14 protein-coding genes are annotated in these 17,003 nt (G+C 49.8%); 13 read left to right on the top strand and 1 reads right to left on the bottom strand.

The genetic code is table 11. The annotated features are described in order from the left end of the window. Nucleotides 1-50: 50 nt before the first annotated feature. The gene (locus PJDR2_RS22120; protein ID WP_015845954.1) at nucleotides 51-1,370 is read left to right on the top strand and encodes an ArsB/NhaD family transporter; all 1,320 of its coding nucleotides are present in this window, start codon (nucleotides 51-53) and stop codon (nucleotides 1,368-1,370) included. A 116-nt stretch (nucleotides 1,371-1,486) separates the two neighbouring features. After that, nucleotides 1,487-2,254 (top strand): DUF421 domain-containing protein, encoded by a 768-nt coding sequence (locus PJDR2_RS22115; protein ID WP_015845953.1) that lies wholly within the window; start codon nucleotides 1,487-1,489, stop codon nucleotides 2,252-2,254. A gap of 79 nt (nucleotides 2,255-2,333) precedes the next feature. Here PJDR2_RS22115 and spoVB read toward each other — a convergent pair whose 3' ends face one another. Continuing rightward, complete coding sequence (gene spoVB, locus PJDR2_RS22110; protein WP_015845952.1) at nucleotides 2,334-3,896, bottom strand: stage V sporulation protein B; 1,563 nt, start codon at nucleotides 3,894-3,896, stop codon at nucleotides 2,334-2,336. Nucleotides 3,897-4,052: 156 nt separating this feature from the next. Here spoVB and PJDR2_RS22105 point away from each other — a divergent pair, with 156 nt between their 5' ends. The 11 genes from PJDR2_RS22105 to PJDR2_RS22060 all read left to right on the top strand — a co-directional run bounded on the left by PJDR2_RS22105 (nucleotide 4,053) and on the right by PJDR2_RS22060 (nucleotide 16,891). Beyond that, complete coding sequence (locus PJDR2_RS22105) at nucleotides 4,053-4,334, top strand: post-transcriptional regulator (protein WP_015845951.1); 282 nt, start codon at nucleotides 4,053-4,055, stop codon at nucleotides 4,332-4,334. A gap of 94 nt (nucleotides 4,335-4,428) precedes the next feature. Then, complete coding sequence (gene secD / locus PJDR2_RS32535) at nucleotides 4,429-5,661, top strand: protein translocase subunit SecD (protein WP_015845950.1); 1,233 nt, start codon at nucleotides 4,429-4,431, stop codon at nucleotides 5,659-5,661. Then, complete coding sequence (gene secF, locus PJDR2_RS32530) at nucleotides 5,651-6,571, top strand: protein translocase subunit SecF (RefSeq protein WP_015845949.1); 921 nt, start codon at nucleotides 5,651-5,653, stop codon at nucleotides 6,569-6,571. Before secD ends, secF begins: the two co-directional genes overlap by 11 nt. A 97-nt stretch (nucleotides 6,572-6,668) precedes the next feature. After that, the gene (locus PJDR2_RS22095) at nucleotides 6,669-7,559 is read left to right on the top strand and encodes a cation diffusion facilitator family transporter (RefSeq protein WP_015845948.1); all 891 of its coding nucleotides are present in this window, start codon (nucleotides 6,669-6,671) and stop codon (nucleotides 7,557-7,559) included. Between the two features lie 25 nt (nucleotides 7,560-7,584). Beyond that, a complete protein-coding gene (gene recJ, locus PJDR2_RS22090) occupies nucleotides 7,585-9,618 on the top strand; it encodes a single-stranded-DNA-specific exonuclease RecJ (RefSeq protein ID WP_015845947.1) in 2,034 nt (677 codons plus the stop codon). Nucleotides 9,619-9,663: 45 nt separating this feature from the next. After that, a complete protein-coding gene (locus PJDR2_RS22085) occupies nucleotides 9,664-10,176 on the top strand; it encodes an adenine phosphoribosyltransferase (RefSeq protein ID WP_041614551.1) in 513 nt (170 codons plus the stop codon). 317 nt (nucleotides 10,177-10,493) lie between these two features. Then, on the top strand, nucleotides 10,494-11,453 hold the full coding sequence (locus tag PJDR2_RS22080) for an ABC transporter permease (RefSeq protein WP_015845945.1): 960 nt from the start codon (nucleotides 10,494-10,496) through the stop codon (nucleotides 11,451-11,453). A gap of 37 nt (nucleotides 11,454-11,490) precedes the next feature. After that, entirely contained in the window at nucleotides 11,491-12,390 is a 900-nt protein-coding gene (locus tag PJDR2_RS22075; RefSeq protein ID WP_015845944.1) for a carbohydrate ABC transporter permease, read from the top strand. A 123-nt stretch (nucleotides 12,391-12,513) separates the two neighbouring features. Beyond that, nucleotides 12,514-14,202: an extracellular solute-binding protein gene (locus PJDR2_RS22070; protein ID WP_041614550.1), complete on the top strand. Its 1,689-nt coding sequence runs from the start codon at nucleotides 12,514-12,516 to the stop codon at nucleotides 14,200-14,202. A gap of 117 nt (nucleotides 14,203-14,319) precedes the next feature. Then, nucleotides 14,320-15,123, top strand: coding sequence for a response regulator transcription factor (locus PJDR2_RS22065; RefSeq protein ID WP_015845942.1), 804 nt, complete (start codon nucleotides 14,320-14,322; stop codon nucleotides 15,121-15,123). A 1-nt stretch (nucleotide 15,124) separates the two neighbouring features. Beyond that, a complete protein-coding gene (locus PJDR2_RS22060; RefSeq protein WP_015845941.1) occupies nucleotides 15,125-16,891 on the top strand; it encodes a sensor histidine kinase in 1,767 nt (588 codons plus the stop codon). Nucleotides 16,892-17,003: the final 112 nt, after the last annotated feature.

Here is a 17,003-nt window from a genome sequence, read left to right as displayed (position 1 = left end):
TTGTATAATGTGCTTTATTGTTTGAATCGCTGAAACAAGGAGTTGTTGGTTTGGAACAGATTTACCATCCTGCTTCCTGGCAGGTAACCGCGGCTGTCGTTATTTTCCTCACGACGTATGCCATCGTCATTACGGAGAAAATAAACCGTACCGTTATCGCTTTATTTGGTGCGGTTATCATGATTGTGCTTGGCGTATTGGATATGAAGCTGGCCTTCACCGAACACATCGAATGGGGAACGATTTTCTTGCTGATCGGGATGATGCTCCTGGTTGGCATTACGAATAAGACGGGCGTGTTCCAATACGCTGCCGTTAAAGCGGCTCAGACCGCAAAAGGCGATCCGGTTAAGATTTTTATTATCCTGTCTTTGCTTACGGGGCTTGGCTCAGCTTTTCTCGATAATGTAACGACCGTGCTTCTTATCGTTCCGATTACGTTTTCGATTACCCGGATACTGAAAATCACGCCGGTACCTTTTCTGCTGGCAGAAATCTTGTCGAGCAATATCGGAGGAACGGCTACCTTAATCGGCGATCCGCCTAATATCATGATTGGTTCGGCCAACGAGAATTTAACGTTTAATGATTTTCTTCTGAACCTGGCACCGGTTATTCTTGTTATTCTGGTTGTCACAATCGCCCTGCTTGTCTGGATTTACCGGAAAAAGCTGATTGTAACCGACGAATCCAAGCAGAAGCTTATGGAGTTAAAAGCGGAGGACAACATCACTGACCGTAAATTAATGATGAAGTCTTTAACCATCCTGCTGCTGACGATTGCCGGCTTTGTTCTTCACTCGGTCATTCACATTGAAGCGGCAGCGATTGCCATGGGCGGTGCCACGCTTCTTATGCTGATCGGAGTGAAGCGGGAGGATGCAGAGGCGACTTTCGATATGGTGGAGTGGGAAACGATCTTTTTCTTTATCGGATTGTTTATGCTTGTTGGCGGTCTGGTGGAGACCAATATCATCTCGAATCTGGCCAACGTCACGCTGCAGATTACTTCCGGCGATATGACTAAGACCTCCATGCTGGTATTATGGGTGTCGGGCATTGCTTCTGCGACTATCGACAACATCCCGTTTGTGGCATCGATGATTCCGCTCATTCAAGATTTGGGAGCTCAGATGAATATTACGAATCCCGATGATCTCAATCCGCTATGGTGGTCTTTGTCGCTTGGCGCATGCCTTGGCGGAAACGGAACGCTTATCGGGGCATCGGCCAACGTAGTTGTAGCGGGTCTTGCCATGCGGGAAGGCAAAGGCTTCAGCTACTTGGATTACTTGAAGATCGGAGCGCCGTTAACGCTGCTTGCTCTTGTTATTTCAACCATATATATCTATTTTATTGTACTGCCATAGGTTAATTACCCATATATTCGTTACTCCTTCGTTCGCATGATGTGTCATGCCTAAGGTCAGAATAGCTTTACGTGCTGTTCCGATGCTGGCATGACAAAAACGAGGAGGCGGTTAGGATGGAATATGGGAGCATGCTGCTCCGAACCGTATTGATTTACTTCGTCGTATTTCTGATCATGCGTTTTATGGGAAAAAGGGAAATTGGCAAGCTCTCCGTGTTTGACCTGGTGATCTCCGTTATGATTGCTGAAATTGCCGTTATCGTTATTGAAGATGTGGACCGTTCGATGTGGGAAGGCATTTTGCCCATGGTCGTGCTTCTGATCGTTCAGGTAGGCATCGCGTTCATTGCCTTGAAAAACCGCAAGCTGCGGTTATGGTTTGACGGGAAACCCAGCTTCATTATTGCCAAAGGGAAGCTTAACCGGGATGTCATGCGCAAACAGCGCTATAACCTTGATGATCTGCTGCTCCAATTAAGAGAAAATAAGATTAGCAACGTTGCCGATGTCGAGTTCGCGATTCTGGAGACAACGGGGAAATTATCGGTCATCGAGAAGAAAGACGCCGAGAACAAGGACACCGAGAACAAGGAACAAGAGGAATTAATGGCAGAACGAAAAGCAAATGCGGCAACCGACGACCCCATCCTTAAGCCTCAGTCCAAAATGCCGGCACATTTCCGGTTCGAAATGCTGCCGATTCCGCTCATTATGGACGGTAAGGTTCAGGATGAGAATTTGGCCAAAATGGACAAAACCAGATTCTGGTTGAAAAATGTGCTGCAGGAACAGGGCGTGCACGATTTCAAGGAAGTATTTCTTTGCACGATCGACCATAAAGGAAAGCTGTTTATCGATACCGACAAAAAGACGCGCTTCTAGCTGGAACGAGCCCCTGTTACTACTTAAACAGGGGTTCTCTTCCGGCAAGGAAGCGCGGCTTTTTTCATGCGGGTGTTTCTCATTTGAACCATTGTCCCAATACCGGAATGCGGGCGATATCGTAGCGGTCGATTATTTTCATCCAGACCATTAAAAGCAGATACAGGATTACGCTGATCATGCAGGCGAGGATCAGATTAATCCACTCCAGCGATAATGGCTTGGTGTTCATCATCCATCTGGCGGCGGCGCCCATTATGACCATGGCTGCCCCAACCTTTACAAAATCCAGCACTTGCATATGGAAGCCAATAAAGCGTAATACGCTGATGCCATGGAGGACCGTAACGAGCACGATATTGACGTTAATGGCAATAAGCGCGCCGTATATGCCAAGCTCGGGCTTTGAGGCGAGCATAACGATCAGAACAAGTTTGACGGCAGCCCCGATAAAGGTATTCATAAGCGCGGTACCGGGCTTGTTCAATGCTTGAAGAGCCGCTTGAAGGGGAGCCTGCAAATAAATGAATATGCCGATTGGAGCTATCAACTGAAGCATCGGAGCGATGTCTGCTTGATTGTAAAGCAGGCGGCAGATCGGTTCCGCAAACAGCCACATCACAACAACAAACGGAGCCCCTGCTACAAGAGCAAGCCGCATCGATTGATGCATTCGGATATGGATTGTTCCTTTATCTCCCTTAGCGGCTGCTTCAGACAAAGAAGGAACGAGGGAGGAAGCAAGTGAAAAGGTTAGGGCGGTTGGCAATAGCAGCAGCGGAATGATCATCCCTTGCAGAGCGCCGTATTGAGCAGTAGCGGCACGGGTTGCAATTCCCGCGGCCGCAAGGCTTCGGGCGGTCAGTATCGATTCCAGCAAATAAGACAAGGAGCCCACCATCCGGCTGCCTGTTACGGGAATGGACAATCCCAACAGGCGGCGTAGCACAGGCGTGTTTTTATCGAGCGGTGAAGCGTTTGTACCGTCTTCCGGAGCGGGCTTTTGCTTCCTGCGTTCTTTCCTATACGTCCAGAGCAGTACGGCAAGAGCACCAATCTCGCCCGCTACAACCCCAAGCATGGCGCCGGCCGCAGCCCATTCGATCCCCCTCGGAAGCAGCATGGAAGCAAAGGCAAGGGAGCCGATTATGCGGATGATGGTCTCAATGATTTGCGAGGCAGCGGACGGTATCATATTTTGCATGCCTTGGAAATATCCCCGATAGACCGAGGAAACTCCTATGATAAGCATCAGAGGCGTCATTACGATAAACGTCTGATAGACTCTGGAGTCGGTTAGCAGATGGGTTGTAATCCATTTCGCGAAGAGAAGCAGCACTGCTGTCATCACGATAGCTAGTACAATTGTAAGGCCCATTGCGGTCCGGAAAATTTGTTTGACCCGCGTAGAGTCGCCGCGGGATACGGCCTCCGCTGTCCATTTGGTAATGGCCAGCGGAATGCCGCCTGTTATAACGGTCAGCATAACGGTCAGGAACGGGTAACTAAGCTGGTACAGCCCGACGCCTTCCGCTCCGATGATTCTAGGGAGAGCAATACGCGGAACAAAGCCGAGCAGCCGGTTAATGATGCCGGCGGCCAGCAGAATCATAGCCCCTTTTATAAACGTTTGCTTCGTCATTCGTCGCCCTCATCTCTTCAATAATCCCACCTACTGTATCCGTACATCTTTATGCGCGGCATGTCCGAATCATGAATCATCCAATTTTATCAATTCAAAAGATTCAGCAGGAAAATCGACAAGCAGTAGCGAATAGGTAGGAGGACAGTTACCACTATGGGGATAGGACATTTGCAAGGCCAGAAGGAGGAGACAGCCGTGGGAGATGAGGATCTGAACAGCGCGATTGAACAGCTGTGCAACAGCAAGGCGGAAGAATTTCATCTCATCGGATATGAACATGTAACGGGAAAAGAGATTTGGGAATGCGTAAGCGAGAAGTATAACAAGACCGGTCAGCCGGAGCTTCATCAGATCGTAAACGATATCTTGTCCTTAAAAGTGACAAAATTTATGAATTTTATGACGCTGAGCGCTTTTCGGGGAAACCATTTCTAACGGAAGGGTTTTCTTTTTTTTTCGTGCAATTTTACACGCAAGTACAACCTAAGTATAATAGGAATATTGAGATCTTAAGGGGGACTATGTACGTATGAACTGGAAGAGATTAACTGCCTTCCTTGCGGTCGTTGTCATCATGTTTGGCGCAATCGCATGGACGAGCCCGGCTCTTGTCAAAGATATCCGGCTCGGTCTTGACTTGAAAGGCGGATTCGAGGTATTGTACGAAGCCTCGCCACTTGAAGGCGGCGAACAGGTAACGTCTGAGTCGCTCAAAGAAACGGCGCATAGCCTGGAGCAGCGAATTGACTCCACGGGTACGACGGAGCCTGAAATCACTCGTGAAGGCAGCAACCGGATCCGTGTGAAAATTCCCGGTGTTACGGATGAAACGGCAATCAGAGAAATGCTGAAAAAGCCGGTTAATCTGACATTCCGCGGTCCTGACGGCACCGTTGAGCTGCAAGGCAATGATTTCGTGCAAAATGGTGCGAAAGTCGAGTTTGACCAATTGGGCAACCCGATGATCACCATTAAACTGAAAGACGCGAAAAAATTCGAAGATGTAACAACAAAGCTGACCGGCAAAACATTGTCGATTTATTTGGATGATGAATTGCTTTCCAGCCCTAGCGTTAACTATCCGATTACAGGCGGTTCGGCACAAATCTCGGGTAATTATTCCCTTGATGAAGCGAACAAGCTGAAAGATACGATCAACCTTGGTGCTTTGCCGCTGAAGCTGACCGAGATCTACACGCAAAGCGTAGGCGCGAAGCTTGGTCAAAAATCGCTTGAAGATACGGTAGGCGCAGGTATTATCGGCACAGTCATCATTTTGATTTTGCTGATCGCCTTGTTCCGTGTTCCCGGTTTTGTAGCCGGTATTACGGTTATTTCCTACACTTGGCTGCTCGTTGTCGTGTTTGAGCTAATGAACGCTACGCTAACCTTACCGGGTATCGCGGCGTTTGTACTCGGGATAGGCATGGCGGTTGACGCCAATATCATTATGTACGAGCGGATCAAGGAAGAGATTCGCAGCGGCAAGAGCTTGCTGTCTTCCCTGAAGGCCGGTTCGAAAAACTCGTTCCGTACCATTATGGACGCGAACGTAACGAATATCATCTCTTGCGTCGTATTGTACTTTATCGGTAACGGCGCAATCCGCGGCTTTGCCTTGACGATGATCTTCAGTATTCTCGTAAGTATCGTGACCAACATCTTCTTGGCGCGTCTGCTGATTCACTTGCTGGTCCGCAGTAACCTCTTTACTAAACCTGGCTACTACGGCGTGAAGGAGGCAGAAATCCGTGCTCTATAATGCAAAGGTTCGGTTCGACTTTATTAAACATCGCAACAAATTCTTTATGTTCTCGGCTATTTTGACGATTGTCGGCATCTTGATGGTCAGCATCTTCCATTTGAACTTTGGGGTCGACTTCAAGGCCGGTACAAACATGGATATTCTCGTTGGGAAGAAAATCAGCCAAGAGGAAGCCAAAGATATTTTGTCCCAGTCGGGTTATTCCGATATTACGCCTACGGTTGGAGGCACAAACGGCGACCGGGTCTCGGCCCGTTTCGACGATGTTCTGGAACAGTCGAAGGTACAGGTCATCGAGGATGCTTTTAAAGCAAAATACGGTGATAATGTATCTTCGGAGGTAAACGTTGTATCGCCGGATATCGCGCAGGAGCTAGGCGTTAAAGCGATTTATGCGGTTATTATCGCGAGCGTAGCCATTATGCTCTATGTGATGATTCGTTTCGAATGGCGTATGGCGCTTGCAGCCAACATTGCGATTTTGTATGATGCCTTTGTCGTTATTACCATGTTCTCGATTTTCCGTCTGCAGGTTGATCTGCCGTTTATCGCGGCTGTACTGACAACGATTGGTTACTCGATTAACGATAAGATCGTTATCTTTGACCGGATCCGCGAAAATCTTCGTTTTTCCAAAACGAAAAATGCGGACCAAATTGGCGACCTTGTTAACCAAAGCTTGTGGCAAACCATGGCGCGTAACATCTACACGGTACTCGCCGTTCTCATTATCGCTACGTGTCTCTTTATCTTCGGCAGCGAATCGATCAAGCTGTTCGCTCTCGCGAAGATGATTGGTCTTGCAAGCGGCGCTTACTCTTCGATCTGTATCGCAGCTCCGCTGTGGATGGTTATGAAGAGCAAGCAAAAGCCATCTACAAAAGCAGCGGCTAAAAAAGCGGTTTAAGCATTAACGTCAAATATAGAAAAATACTCTATGAAAAAGTGGAATGGGAGCTGGGATTGTTCCATCACCAGCGGTCCATTCCACGCTGGAGGCATAAATGTCAACTGAACAACGATATGCGAAGGCAAAGCCGGCTGAACAGGCGGGCTTATGGGGAACTGCGGCGCTGGCGTTGTTTAAAGGCATAGTAGGCGGACTCGCGGGCAGCAAATCGCTGCTCGCCGATGCCTTCCGTACGGCGGCAGAATGTGCCGCCGCTTTTGCTTTGTTGTCCGGTAAACAGGGCGGAAGCAAGAAAAATGCTGCGGTGCTGCGGACAGAAACCCTGACGAATGTTTTCCTGGCCGTGTTTTTTCTGATTACGAGCCTGGAGATAGGCATTTCCGCCATACGTTCCATTGCGGAAGGGGTCGATAATCCGCCGCACTGGACCGCGCTTGCCGCAATTCTCCTTAGTTTGCTTGTAAGGGAGATGTTCTTCTCCCAGAAGGAACGTGGCTCAAGCTTGTATTGCTCGCTCGCGGCGCTTGTTGGAGCGGGGGGAGCAATGCTTGGGAAGGCTGCGGCGCTGCCGGCTCTGTATTATCTGGATCCTGCGGCTGCAATTGTGATTGCGGTCATTGTCATGTTAAGCGGATATCGTACGATAGCCGGATTCGTAAGAAAAGATGCAAAGGCTGAGATCCAAAGCGAGGACACGGAAATACTGATGCAGCTTATTCAGCGTGTAGAAGGGGTTATTACCGTGGAATCGATTCAGGCCAAGGAACAAGGGCATTATGTTGTTGCTGATATTGTGATCAGTGTAAATCCGCGTATCTCCGTATTGGAAGGTCATGAAATTGCAAAGCGGACTAAGCAGCTGCTGCTTACCCGGTTCGGCCATGTTACGGACGTAACGATCCATGTGGAGCCTTATGATCCTGGTTATCCCTACAAATCGAATCATGACCCGAACCAGGAGCAAATGCCAACGCTTCTGCAATAGAATGGAAAGGGGTTGAAACTTTAGCGTGATACAGGCAAAAACACGCTGGAATTTGGCGCCTTGGAATAAAGAGGATGAGCAGCAGGCGGAACAGTTGTCGGCACAGCTCGGAATTCCTCCTCTTGTTGCCAAGCTTCTTGTCCAGAGAGGCTATAAGGATAAGGAAGCGGCAGAGACCTTCCTGCGGGGAGGGGAAGACCGGCTGCATGATCCGTACCTGCTGATTGGGATGACGGAAGCCGTAGCCCGGATTCGGCAGGCGGCAGATAATGGTGAATTCATTCGGATTTATGGGGATTATGATGCTGACGGTGTATCCAGTACATCGCTGCTCATCCATGTATTCCGAGAGCTAGGTTATACCTTTGACTATTATATTCCGCATCGCGCCTCGGAAGGCTATGGCCTGAATACCGGGGCGATCGATATAGCCGCAGCGGACGGCGTCCGTCTTATCGTTACGGTTGACACGGGCATCAGCGCTTACGAGCAGGTAGAATATGCGAAGTCGCTGGGCATTGATATCGTCGTAACCGATCATCATGAACCGCCGGAGAGGATTCCGGATGCGGTTGCCGTCGTTAATCCGAAGCGGGAGGATTGTCCTTATCCGTTCAAAGGCTTGGCTGGTGTTGGCGTAGCCTTCAAGTTAGCGACGGCTCTTATGGGTCGTGCGCCAATGGAATGGACGGATATTGTCAGCCTTGGCACGATTGCAGACATCATGCCGCTCACGGATGAGAACCGGGTATTGGTCCGGGCTGGACTCGCTAGGCTGCAAAATACGGACAATACCGGTTTCCGGGCATTATCGGAAGCATGCGGCATAGAGCTGGATCAAGTGACGTCCACGACCGTTGCCTTCGGCATGGCGCCGCGCATTAATGCTGCGGGCCGGTTGGATCATGCGAAACGTGCGGTAGAGCTGCTGACGACCGGCGATTACGATGAGGCCATCCGGGCAGCATCTTCCCTGGACGTGCTTAACAAGGAAAGACAACGAATCGTAGACGGGATTGTGAAGGAAGCCGAACTGCAGTGGCAGGGGAAAAGGGACGCTGCACGGGCGGCTGGCAGACCAGAGCCTGCCGTCATCGTTCTTGCTGGCGAAGGCTGGAATGTTGGGGTAATAGGAATTGTTGCTTCCAAGATTCTGGAGCGTTATTACAAGCCGGTTATTGTCCTTGGCATCGATCCGGACAGCGGGATGTGCAAGGGTTCGGCCAGATCCATTGAAGGTTATGATCTTCATGCCGCGTTAACCGAATGTGACGAGCTGCTGGACCATTACGGCGGTCATCAGGCGGCGGCCGGCATGAGTCTTCGCCGAGACCAACTGCCCGCATTTGAAGAGAAGCTAGGCGAGTTGGCGATGGAGTGGCTGACGGAGCAGGATTGGATTCCCAAGACGGCTATTGATCTAGTCTGTTCGGTTGGTGACGCAAGTGTCCATACGATAGGACAGCTTGCTCTGCTTGAGCCGTTTGGAGCGGGCAATCCGTCACCTAGGCTGCTGCTTCAATCCGCCGAGCTGTCTGACTACCGAACGATGGGCAAGGATGCCAGACATTTGAAGCTGTCGCTCCGCAGCGGGCGTACTTCGCTGGATGCGGTTGGATTCGGATTGGGAGAGCTGTCGAATCAGCTGCAGTCCGGTCTGCCTGTTGATCTCGTTGGCGAGCTGTCGATTAACGAATGGAACGGCCAGCGCAAAGCTCAGCTGCATATTCATGATCTGTATTTCGGAGGAGCGCTTGCCAGATTCCCTGAACGGGAGCACTTCGGACAGGTATACCAGCTGCTTAGAAGAAAACAACGCATTCCGGTAAAAGGAATCGAAGCCTATCTGTCCGGGCAATGCGGCTGGCCGGAGCAGATGATAACCGTCATGTTGGAGGTATTCCTCGAGCTTGGCTTTATTGCGGTAGACGGCACTCATTTTATTGTTGCTGAGGCACCGCAAAAGCGTGATCTTGGTACCTCTCAGAGGTATCAAGAGGCAAAACGCGAAGCCGAAAGGCTGCGTTCGCCGTATGTTCCAAACGAAGTAATGGCATAATTGATATGGGAAGTAGAGAAAGGATTGAACAATAGAATGAGTGAAATTAATTTCAAAGACTACATCCGGGTGATTCCCGATTTTCCGCAACCAGGCATTAGGTTCAAAGATATTACAACCCTTCTGAAGGATGGCGACGTATACCGCGCAGCTATCGAGGATATCCGTAAAGCGGTTGAACATCTGAAAATCGACATTATTGCCGGACCGGAAGCACGCGGCTTTGTCATTGGCGCTCCGCTTGCTACAACGCTTGGCGTTGGCTTTGCGCCAATCCGCAAAAGCGGCAAGCTACCTGGCGAGACGATTCAGGCCAGCTACGACCTGGAATACGGCAATGACAGCCTGGCAATGCATAAAGACGCGATTTCTCCCGGTCAGCGCGTACTTATTGCGGATGACCTGCTTGCTACAGGCGGTACAATCGCAACATCGATGAACCTTGTCCGCCAACTGGGCGGCGAAGTGGTTGGCGCTGCATTCCTGATTGAACTGTCCTACCTGACCGGCCGCGAGAAGCTGGAAGGCGTGGAAGTATTCTCTCTCGTAACATACTAAGACTAAATACTAACCTAAACTGTCCCTGACGCGTACGCGAAAGGGGCAGTTTTTTTGTTTTCATACACCTTTCAGGGAATGTCAGGTGGAAACGGATTCATTTTTCGAGTCCGAAATGCAACCGCATACATCGGAATGAGGTGTTATGAAAAATAACATTAATCAATTGAAATGTATCATTTTTCGTTGGTCTGGCAAATAGTAACGAACCCTCTCTGATTCTAAAATAAAAACAAGGCAGTTGCTTCCAACCGAAGCTTACGAAGTAAGAATCGCAACCCAAAACTTGTTGCCATTCTTTTTAAGGGGGACAACGAATGACAGAGATCACCGTAGCCGTTGCAGAGAAACAACAAGCGCTAAGGCGCAAATCCAAGCTTGTCCGGTTCCTTAAGCAGTGGGATTTGCAGTTGATGGTTATTCCGGCACTTCTGCTTATTTTTGTGTTTAGTTACATACCGATGTACGGCGTACTAACCGCTTTCCAGGATTACAGCATCTTTAAAGGTTTTTTGGATAGCCCTTGGGCGGGGCTTAAGCATTTCGAAATGTTCTTCCATGCACCTGAGTTTGAGCGGGTGATGCGAAATACGATCATCATCAGCGTATTGAAGCTGTTATTCGGCTTCCCGGCGCCAATCATTCTGGCGCTTATGCTGAACGAAGTAAAAAACATGTATTTCAAGCGCGTTGTACAGACGGTGAGCTATTTGCCGCATTTCCTATCATGGGTTATCGTGTCGGGTTTTGCGATGTCGATCCTGTCGGTGGAGAACGGCAGTCTGAATATCCTGCTCCAATCCGTGCATCTCATCAAAGAACCGATCAGCTTCCTGTCCATTCCGGAATACTTCTGGACGATTATCGTAACGACGGGAGTCTGGAAAGAAATCGGCTTCAGCTCCATCGTCTACCTGGCCGCGATTGCCGGAATCGACCCAAACATGTACGAAGCGGCTTCCATCGACGGAGCAAGCCGGTTCAAGCAAATATTTATGATTACGATTCCAACGATCATGCCGGTCGTCATCATCTTCCTTATTCTCGCAATCGGCAATCTGCTTAGCGCAGGCTTTGAGGATCTGCTCCTTCTCGGCGTGAATCCCGTTCTAAGAGAAGTGTCGGATGTGCTTGATACTTACGTGTACAGAACGGGGATAACGGGACAACGCTTCTCCTATGCGACGGCAGTTGGCTTGTTCAAGGCAGTCATCAGCGTTGGTTTGCTCACCTTTGCCAATCTGCTGGCAAGAAGAACCGGGAACAGCTTATGGTAAGGCAAGCACATATTCGCATAAGGAGGACCGCCCGCGTATGAGAATCAAATCCAGCTTAAGCGATAAAAGCTTATCGATCTTCGTCTATATCTGCCTGACCGTTATCGCCTTTTTCACCTTTTATCCATTCTGGAACGCCGCGGTTATCTCGCTTAACAAAGGAATGGATACGGCGCTTGGCGGCGTCACCTTCTGGCCGAGGGCGTTTACGGTCGACAATTACGAAATCGTCTTTCAGGATAAACGGATCATTAACGGATTTTATATCTCCGTCATGCGGACGGTGATCGGTACGCTCTGCTCTATTCTGTTTACCGCCGTATTCGCTTACGGCATGACCAAACGCGAGCTGATCGGCCGCAAGTTTTATATGATTGCCTGCATTGTTACGCTCTACTTCAGCGGCGGCATTATCCCGACGTTTCTGCTGATCCGCGGTCTTGGCTTGATGGATAACTTTCTTGTCTTTATCATTCCGGGTTTGATCAGCGTATGGAACATGATTATATTCCGGACCTTCTTCCAGGGACTGCCGAAAGGTCTCGAGGAATCGGCGCAAATAGACGGATGCGGCTACTGGGCAACGTTCTTCCGTATCATTCTGCCGCTATCCGGTCCCGTTATCGCTACGCTTGCCTTATTCACGGCAGTTGGCCACTGGAACGACTGGTTTTACCCAAGTCTCTATATTACGAAGGAAAAGCTTATTCCCATTCAGACGATGCTTCAGCAGATTCTGAATTCCAATATTATGAGCGAGCAGTTCTCGCAGCTGGACTCCGCTTCACAGAGCAGGCTCAGCTCGATGAAAAGCGTGACCAGCAAGTCGCTTTCGATGGCTACGATGATGGTGGCCACCATTCCGATTATCGCCGTGTATCCGTTCGTGCAGAAATATTTCGTAAAAGGGGTATTGGTAGGCTCTTTGAAGGAATAGGGAGCGTAAGTCCAACCAGCGTTTTCAACGTGAAACGGATACGGCTTGCCCGGCAGCATGGATCGACAAATCCGCTTCCGCTGAACATAATTAAAAGCATGGGGAGAGAGGGGTATTATGAAGATGATCAGATGGAGGAAATCGGCAACGATTGGACTAGCAAGCGTAATGGCTATCACTTTGGCAATGACGGGATGCTCCAGCGGTAACGGGAACAAGACAAATAACGAACCGGCTGCAACAAGCAGCCAGAAGCCGGCTGATAGCGCGTCGCCCGCGAACACGGCTGGCGATTCGGGAGCATGGAAGCTTGGCAGCGAGCCGCTGAAGTTCTCTTTTTACGGGCATTACGACTGGTATTCCATGCCTGCCTGGGGCGGGGATGAGGCAACCAAATGGATAAAGGACAATATGAAGGTAGATATTACACCGGTTCAATCGGGCGGCAATGCCGCACAGAAGCTGAACACCATGATTGCTTCGGGAGACCTTCCGGATGTCATCTGGATGGACCGCGGAGCGGACGTAGAGAAGCTGCGCGAAGCGGGCATGCTGGTTCCTTACGACGATTATCTCGATAAATATCCGAACTTCAAGAAATGGGTTGGCGAAGAGGCGATCAATATGCTGCGTTCGAAGGACGGCAAGATCTATCAGTTCCCGAACTGGTATACGTCCCAGCCTAACGGCAACGCCGGCTACCTTTTAAATAAGAAGATCTACGAGGAGCTCGGCAAGCCGGCACTCGAAACAACGGATGATTTCTACAACTATCTGAAAATGGTTAAAGAGAAATATCCGAACGTAACGCCGTTTAACCCGGATTTGGCGATTGACGGCCAAGGACTTGACGTGTTGTATTCGGCCTTCGGAGAGGATTACTCGCCGGCGTATGTTTCGAACCGTGCCGTGCCAAGCGGCGATAAGCTCACTTCGCTGTTCCTTGATCCGGTCTTCCGCGAGTCGATGCAGTTCGCGAGCAAGCTGTTCCGCGAGAAGCTGATGTCCCCCGATTCTCTGACGCAAACGAAGGATCAAGTGAAGGAGCAGGCCTATAACGGCACGGCAGCGGTATTTGCCGGCGCGAGCCCTACGGAATACGGAGCGGTTGGCGACGCCGAGCTGAAGAAGAAGGATCCGAATTCCGGTTACATGATGGTATGGCCGATTCATAAAGCAGGACTCGATAAGAATAAAATTTGGGCAGGCACTTACACGCAGCTGGGCTGGAACGTAAGCGTTATTACCAAATCGGCTAAAGATCCGGAGAAAATTTTTGCATTCCTCGATTATCTGACAGGTCCCGAAGGCACGCGTACCTTGTTCTGGGGCCCTGAAGGCATCTACTGGAAAGGCACGGATGCAGACGGTTCTCCAATCTTTACGGATGCATACACCTCCGACGTAGAAGGCCGCACGAAAATGATGGATGCAACGGTTAACTTCCAATGGAACGGCAATACCGTCTTTATCGATACATCCAAAATGAAGTTCGAGCTGACCTTGCCTGAAGAGCAGCAGTCCTGGGAAGCGCGCTGGCAAAATGCGATTACGTGGAAAACGCAGAAGAACGCTACGGAATTCATTAATCTTGCGCCTGCACCGGATTCCGAGGAAGGCATTATCGCTCAAACCTTTGAGGAGCTGTACAAGGAAGCAAGAGCAAAAGCGCTGTACGCGAAGAGCGACGAAGAAGTTCTTGCGATCCTCGATAAAGCGCAGAAGGATGCCGAAGCGATTGGCTATGACAAGCTGCTTGCTTACAAAACAGCTAGATGGCAGGAAAATGTGAAAAGCATGAAAGGCAATTAACATCCAGGCTAATGCTGGAGTATAATTTGGTCAAGCGGTCAGCGCCGTCCCTATGCATAGGGGCGGTTCTGCCGTTTCACGGCTTAACCACTCTGCGCGAACGGGAGGAGATGCCTCATGTATAAGGTATTGATTGCAGATGATGAAGTGCTTGATCTGGAAGGCATGCGTTTGTTTATTCCCTGGACAGAGCTTGGCCTTGAAGTTGTGGCTGCCGTCAACAATGGCTTTGATGCTTATGAGGTGTTAAAGGGCGGGAAGATTGATATTCTCGTTACGGATGTACATATGCCCAGCATGTCCGGACTGGAGCTCGCCCGTAAGGCGCAGGAGACCGAAAGCTGCTTGGGTCTTAGAGTGATTTTCGTAAGCGGGTATCAGGATTTCCATTACGTCAAGCAAGCCTTGTCCCTTCGGGCATACAGCTATGTATTGAAGCCGATGGACGACTCCGAGCTGGTCGATGCGCTGGTTCATGTAACCAAAGAGCTGGATGAAGTAACAAGAAAGCAAGAGGAAGAAAGACAATGGCGGGAGGCTGCCAGGCGTACGGCTCCCCGTTATCAGCAGCTGCCGGAGAACGTTTCTGTTGAACCTGGCAAGCATACGAAGCTCATTCAAGAAGTCACCGCTTATATGAAGGAGCATCTGAACCGTTCCCTTACGCTGAAAGAAGTGGCGGAACGGTTTGCTTTTTCCCCGAACTATCTGGGTCTGATGTTCAAGGAAGAGATGGGTGTGGGCTTCAGCGAATATGTCATTACGATGCGGATGGAGAGGGCGGGAGAGCTGCTGAAGGATCCGAAGGTGAAGATATACGAGGTGGCTGATCAGGTGGGTTACCGCTACATGCCTTACTTCAGCCGTCAGTTTAAAGAGACCTTCGGCATGACGCCAATCGATTTCAGGAGACATCGCTAATATGATGCAATCGCCGCTTACAGGCACTAATCATCCCCGCAAGTTTATTCCGTTTGGCATCAAGCTGCTGATCTCTTATATGATGCTGATCATTATACCGATCTTTCTGTTTGGCTATTTCGCCAGCGACATCATGACGGATTCGATCCGTTCAAATACGACGAATACCATTAAAGGGACGTTGAAGCAAATCGAAGATAACGTCGTCTATAAATTGGAGGATACGGTCCGCTTATCCGATCTTCTCTATTATGATACAACTTTATCGAAGCAGCTGCTCCACTACGAGGAGGGCTGGGTAAGCTATGAAGCAACAACCAAGCTGCTGCTTCCGAAGTTCCGGCAGACCATCGATTCGACGAACCGGAGCATGTGGCTGAGCGTTTATTTGCGCAATGAGACATTGCCGGAAATCTATTACGACACCAAAAATATCGATCCTCTTGCCATGAAGGGCAAGTTCTTTGACCTGCTTCATTTGAACCGGATTACGCAGAAGCCCTGGTACAAATCATACCCGGCCGAGCAATACGGAGAGACGCAAGAGTGGAAGCAGATTGAGGATGACGGCCGCTATAACCGGATATCGATGCTCAGACGGTTAGTTGATCTGGAGTCGGCGAAACCGAAAGAAATCGGCTTTATGCGGATCAGCGTCTACTTGTCCGATATGTTCCAGAGCGTAGATTCCCGCAAGATTGGCGTAGGCAGCACCCTGTTTATTACCGATGGCAGCCGAAATATTCTATATGCTTCGGGAGCAACCGAGCAGTCGACTGAGCAATTGTGGGATGAGGGGAGAAGCAAGAATTATCTCGTCATCCGGCAGCCGCTTCCCGGTCTGAACTGGAGTCTCACGGCGATGGTTCCATCCTCGGTATTAGAGAAGGATACGCAGAAGGTCAAGCTGCTGACGTTGGTCATTTGCAGTGCGAGCTGCGTGCTGATTCTTCTGGTCGCGACTTTTGTCTCGAGAACGTTTTCACGGCGGGTATTAAAGGTGATGTCCGTTCTTCAATCCTTCCGCCAGGGAGACTTTCAGCGGCGGATTCATTACAGCGGCAACGATGAATTTACGACGATTGCTTCCTCGCTTAATGAGTTGGGCAAACGAACGCAGAATTTGATTGAAGAGGTCTATACGACAAATTTGAAAAAGAAAGAGGCGGAGCTGGAGACGCTTCAAGCGCAGATCAATCCGCATTTTTTATATAATACGCTCTCCTCGATCAGCCGGCTGGCCAAATTCGGGCAGGTCGAAAAGCAGCATCAGATGGTCATGAACCTTGCCAAGTTTTACCGGTTGTCCCTGAATGAAGGTCAGACCATTATTCCAATCGTCAAGGAAATCGAGCAGGTCCGGGCTTATATGGACATCCAGCAAATAAAATACGGCGACCGGGTCCAAATCGACTATAATATTTCCCCGGAAATTGTCGATCTCGCAACCGTCAAGCTGATCGTTCAGCCTTTTGTCGAGAATGTGCTCGAGCATGCTTGGCGCGGAGACCAGATTGATATACAGGTGAGCGGCTATCTGGAAGGGGAGGTTGTCCATCTGCTCGTTGCGGACAACGGCAACGGCATGCCTCAAGAGACGATTTTCCATATATTTAGCGGCGAAGGAGTGGAACGCGTAGGTTACGGAATCCGTAATGTACACGAGAGGATCCAGCTTTATTACGGTAAAGATTTCGGCGTGGCGATTGAGAGTGCGGAAGGTGAAGGTACATGTGTTCATATTCGCATTCCGGCCGAATCCGCTTAGCTTCCTTGCGCGAAATTTGGTGAGGGATGCAGGTTGACGCGGATGCCTACTTCCAGCATAATATTAAGAAAACTCGGAAAATGCGCGAATCGGAGTCAAGCGTTCGGAAAGG

The organism is Paenibacillus sp. JDR-2, from assembly GCF_000023585.1.
In the GTDB taxonomy this organism is placed as follows: Bacteria; Bacillota; Bacilli; order Paenibacillales; family Paenibacillaceae; genus Pristimantibacillus.
This window is presented reverse-complemented; position numbering and strand designations above follow the sequence as displayed.

What these genes read in the sequence shown, in the direction of transcription:
- secD (WP_015845950.1), top strand. Translation starts at nt 4,429, where the DNA reads ATGAACTGGAAGAGATTAACTGCCTTCCTTGCGGTCGTTGTCATCATG.
- PJDR2_RS22115 (WP_015845953.1), top strand. Translation starts at nt 1,487, where the DNA reads ATGGAATATGGGAGCATGCTGCTCCGAACCGTATTGATTTACTTCGTC.
- spoVB (WP_015845952.1), bottom strand. Translation starts at nt 3,896, where the DNA reads ATGACGAAGCAAACGTTTATAAAAGGGGCTATGATTCTGCTGGCCGCC.
- PJDR2_RS22095 (WP_015845948.1), top strand. Translation starts at nt 6,669, where the DNA reads ATGTCAACTGAACAACGATATGCGAAGGCAAAGCCGGCTGAACAGGCG.
- PJDR2_RS22070 (WP_041614550.1), top strand. Translation starts at nt 12,514, where the DNA reads ATGATCAGATGGAGGAAATCGGCAACGATTGGACTAGCAAGCGTAATG.
- PJDR2_RS22105 (WP_015845951.1), top strand. Translation starts at nt 4,053, where the DNA reads ATGGGGATAGGACATTTGCAAGGCCAGAAGGAGGAGACAGCCGTGGGA.
- PJDR2_RS22060 (WP_015845941.1), top strand. Translation starts at nt 15,125, where the DNA reads ATGATGCAATCGCCGCTTACAGGCACTAATCATCCCCGCAAGTTTATT.
- PJDR2_RS22065 (WP_015845942.1), top strand. Translation starts at nt 14,320, where the DNA reads ATGTATAAGGTATTGATTGCAGATGATGAAGTGCTTGATCTGGAAGGC.
- PJDR2_RS22075 (WP_015845944.1), top strand. Translation starts at nt 11,491, where the DNA reads ATGAGAATCAAATCCAGCTTAAGCGATAAAAGCTTATCGATCTTCGTC.
- PJDR2_RS22080 (WP_015845945.1), top strand. Translation starts at nt 10,494, where the DNA reads ATGACAGAGATCACCGTAGCCGTTGCAGAGAAACAACAAGCGCTAAGG.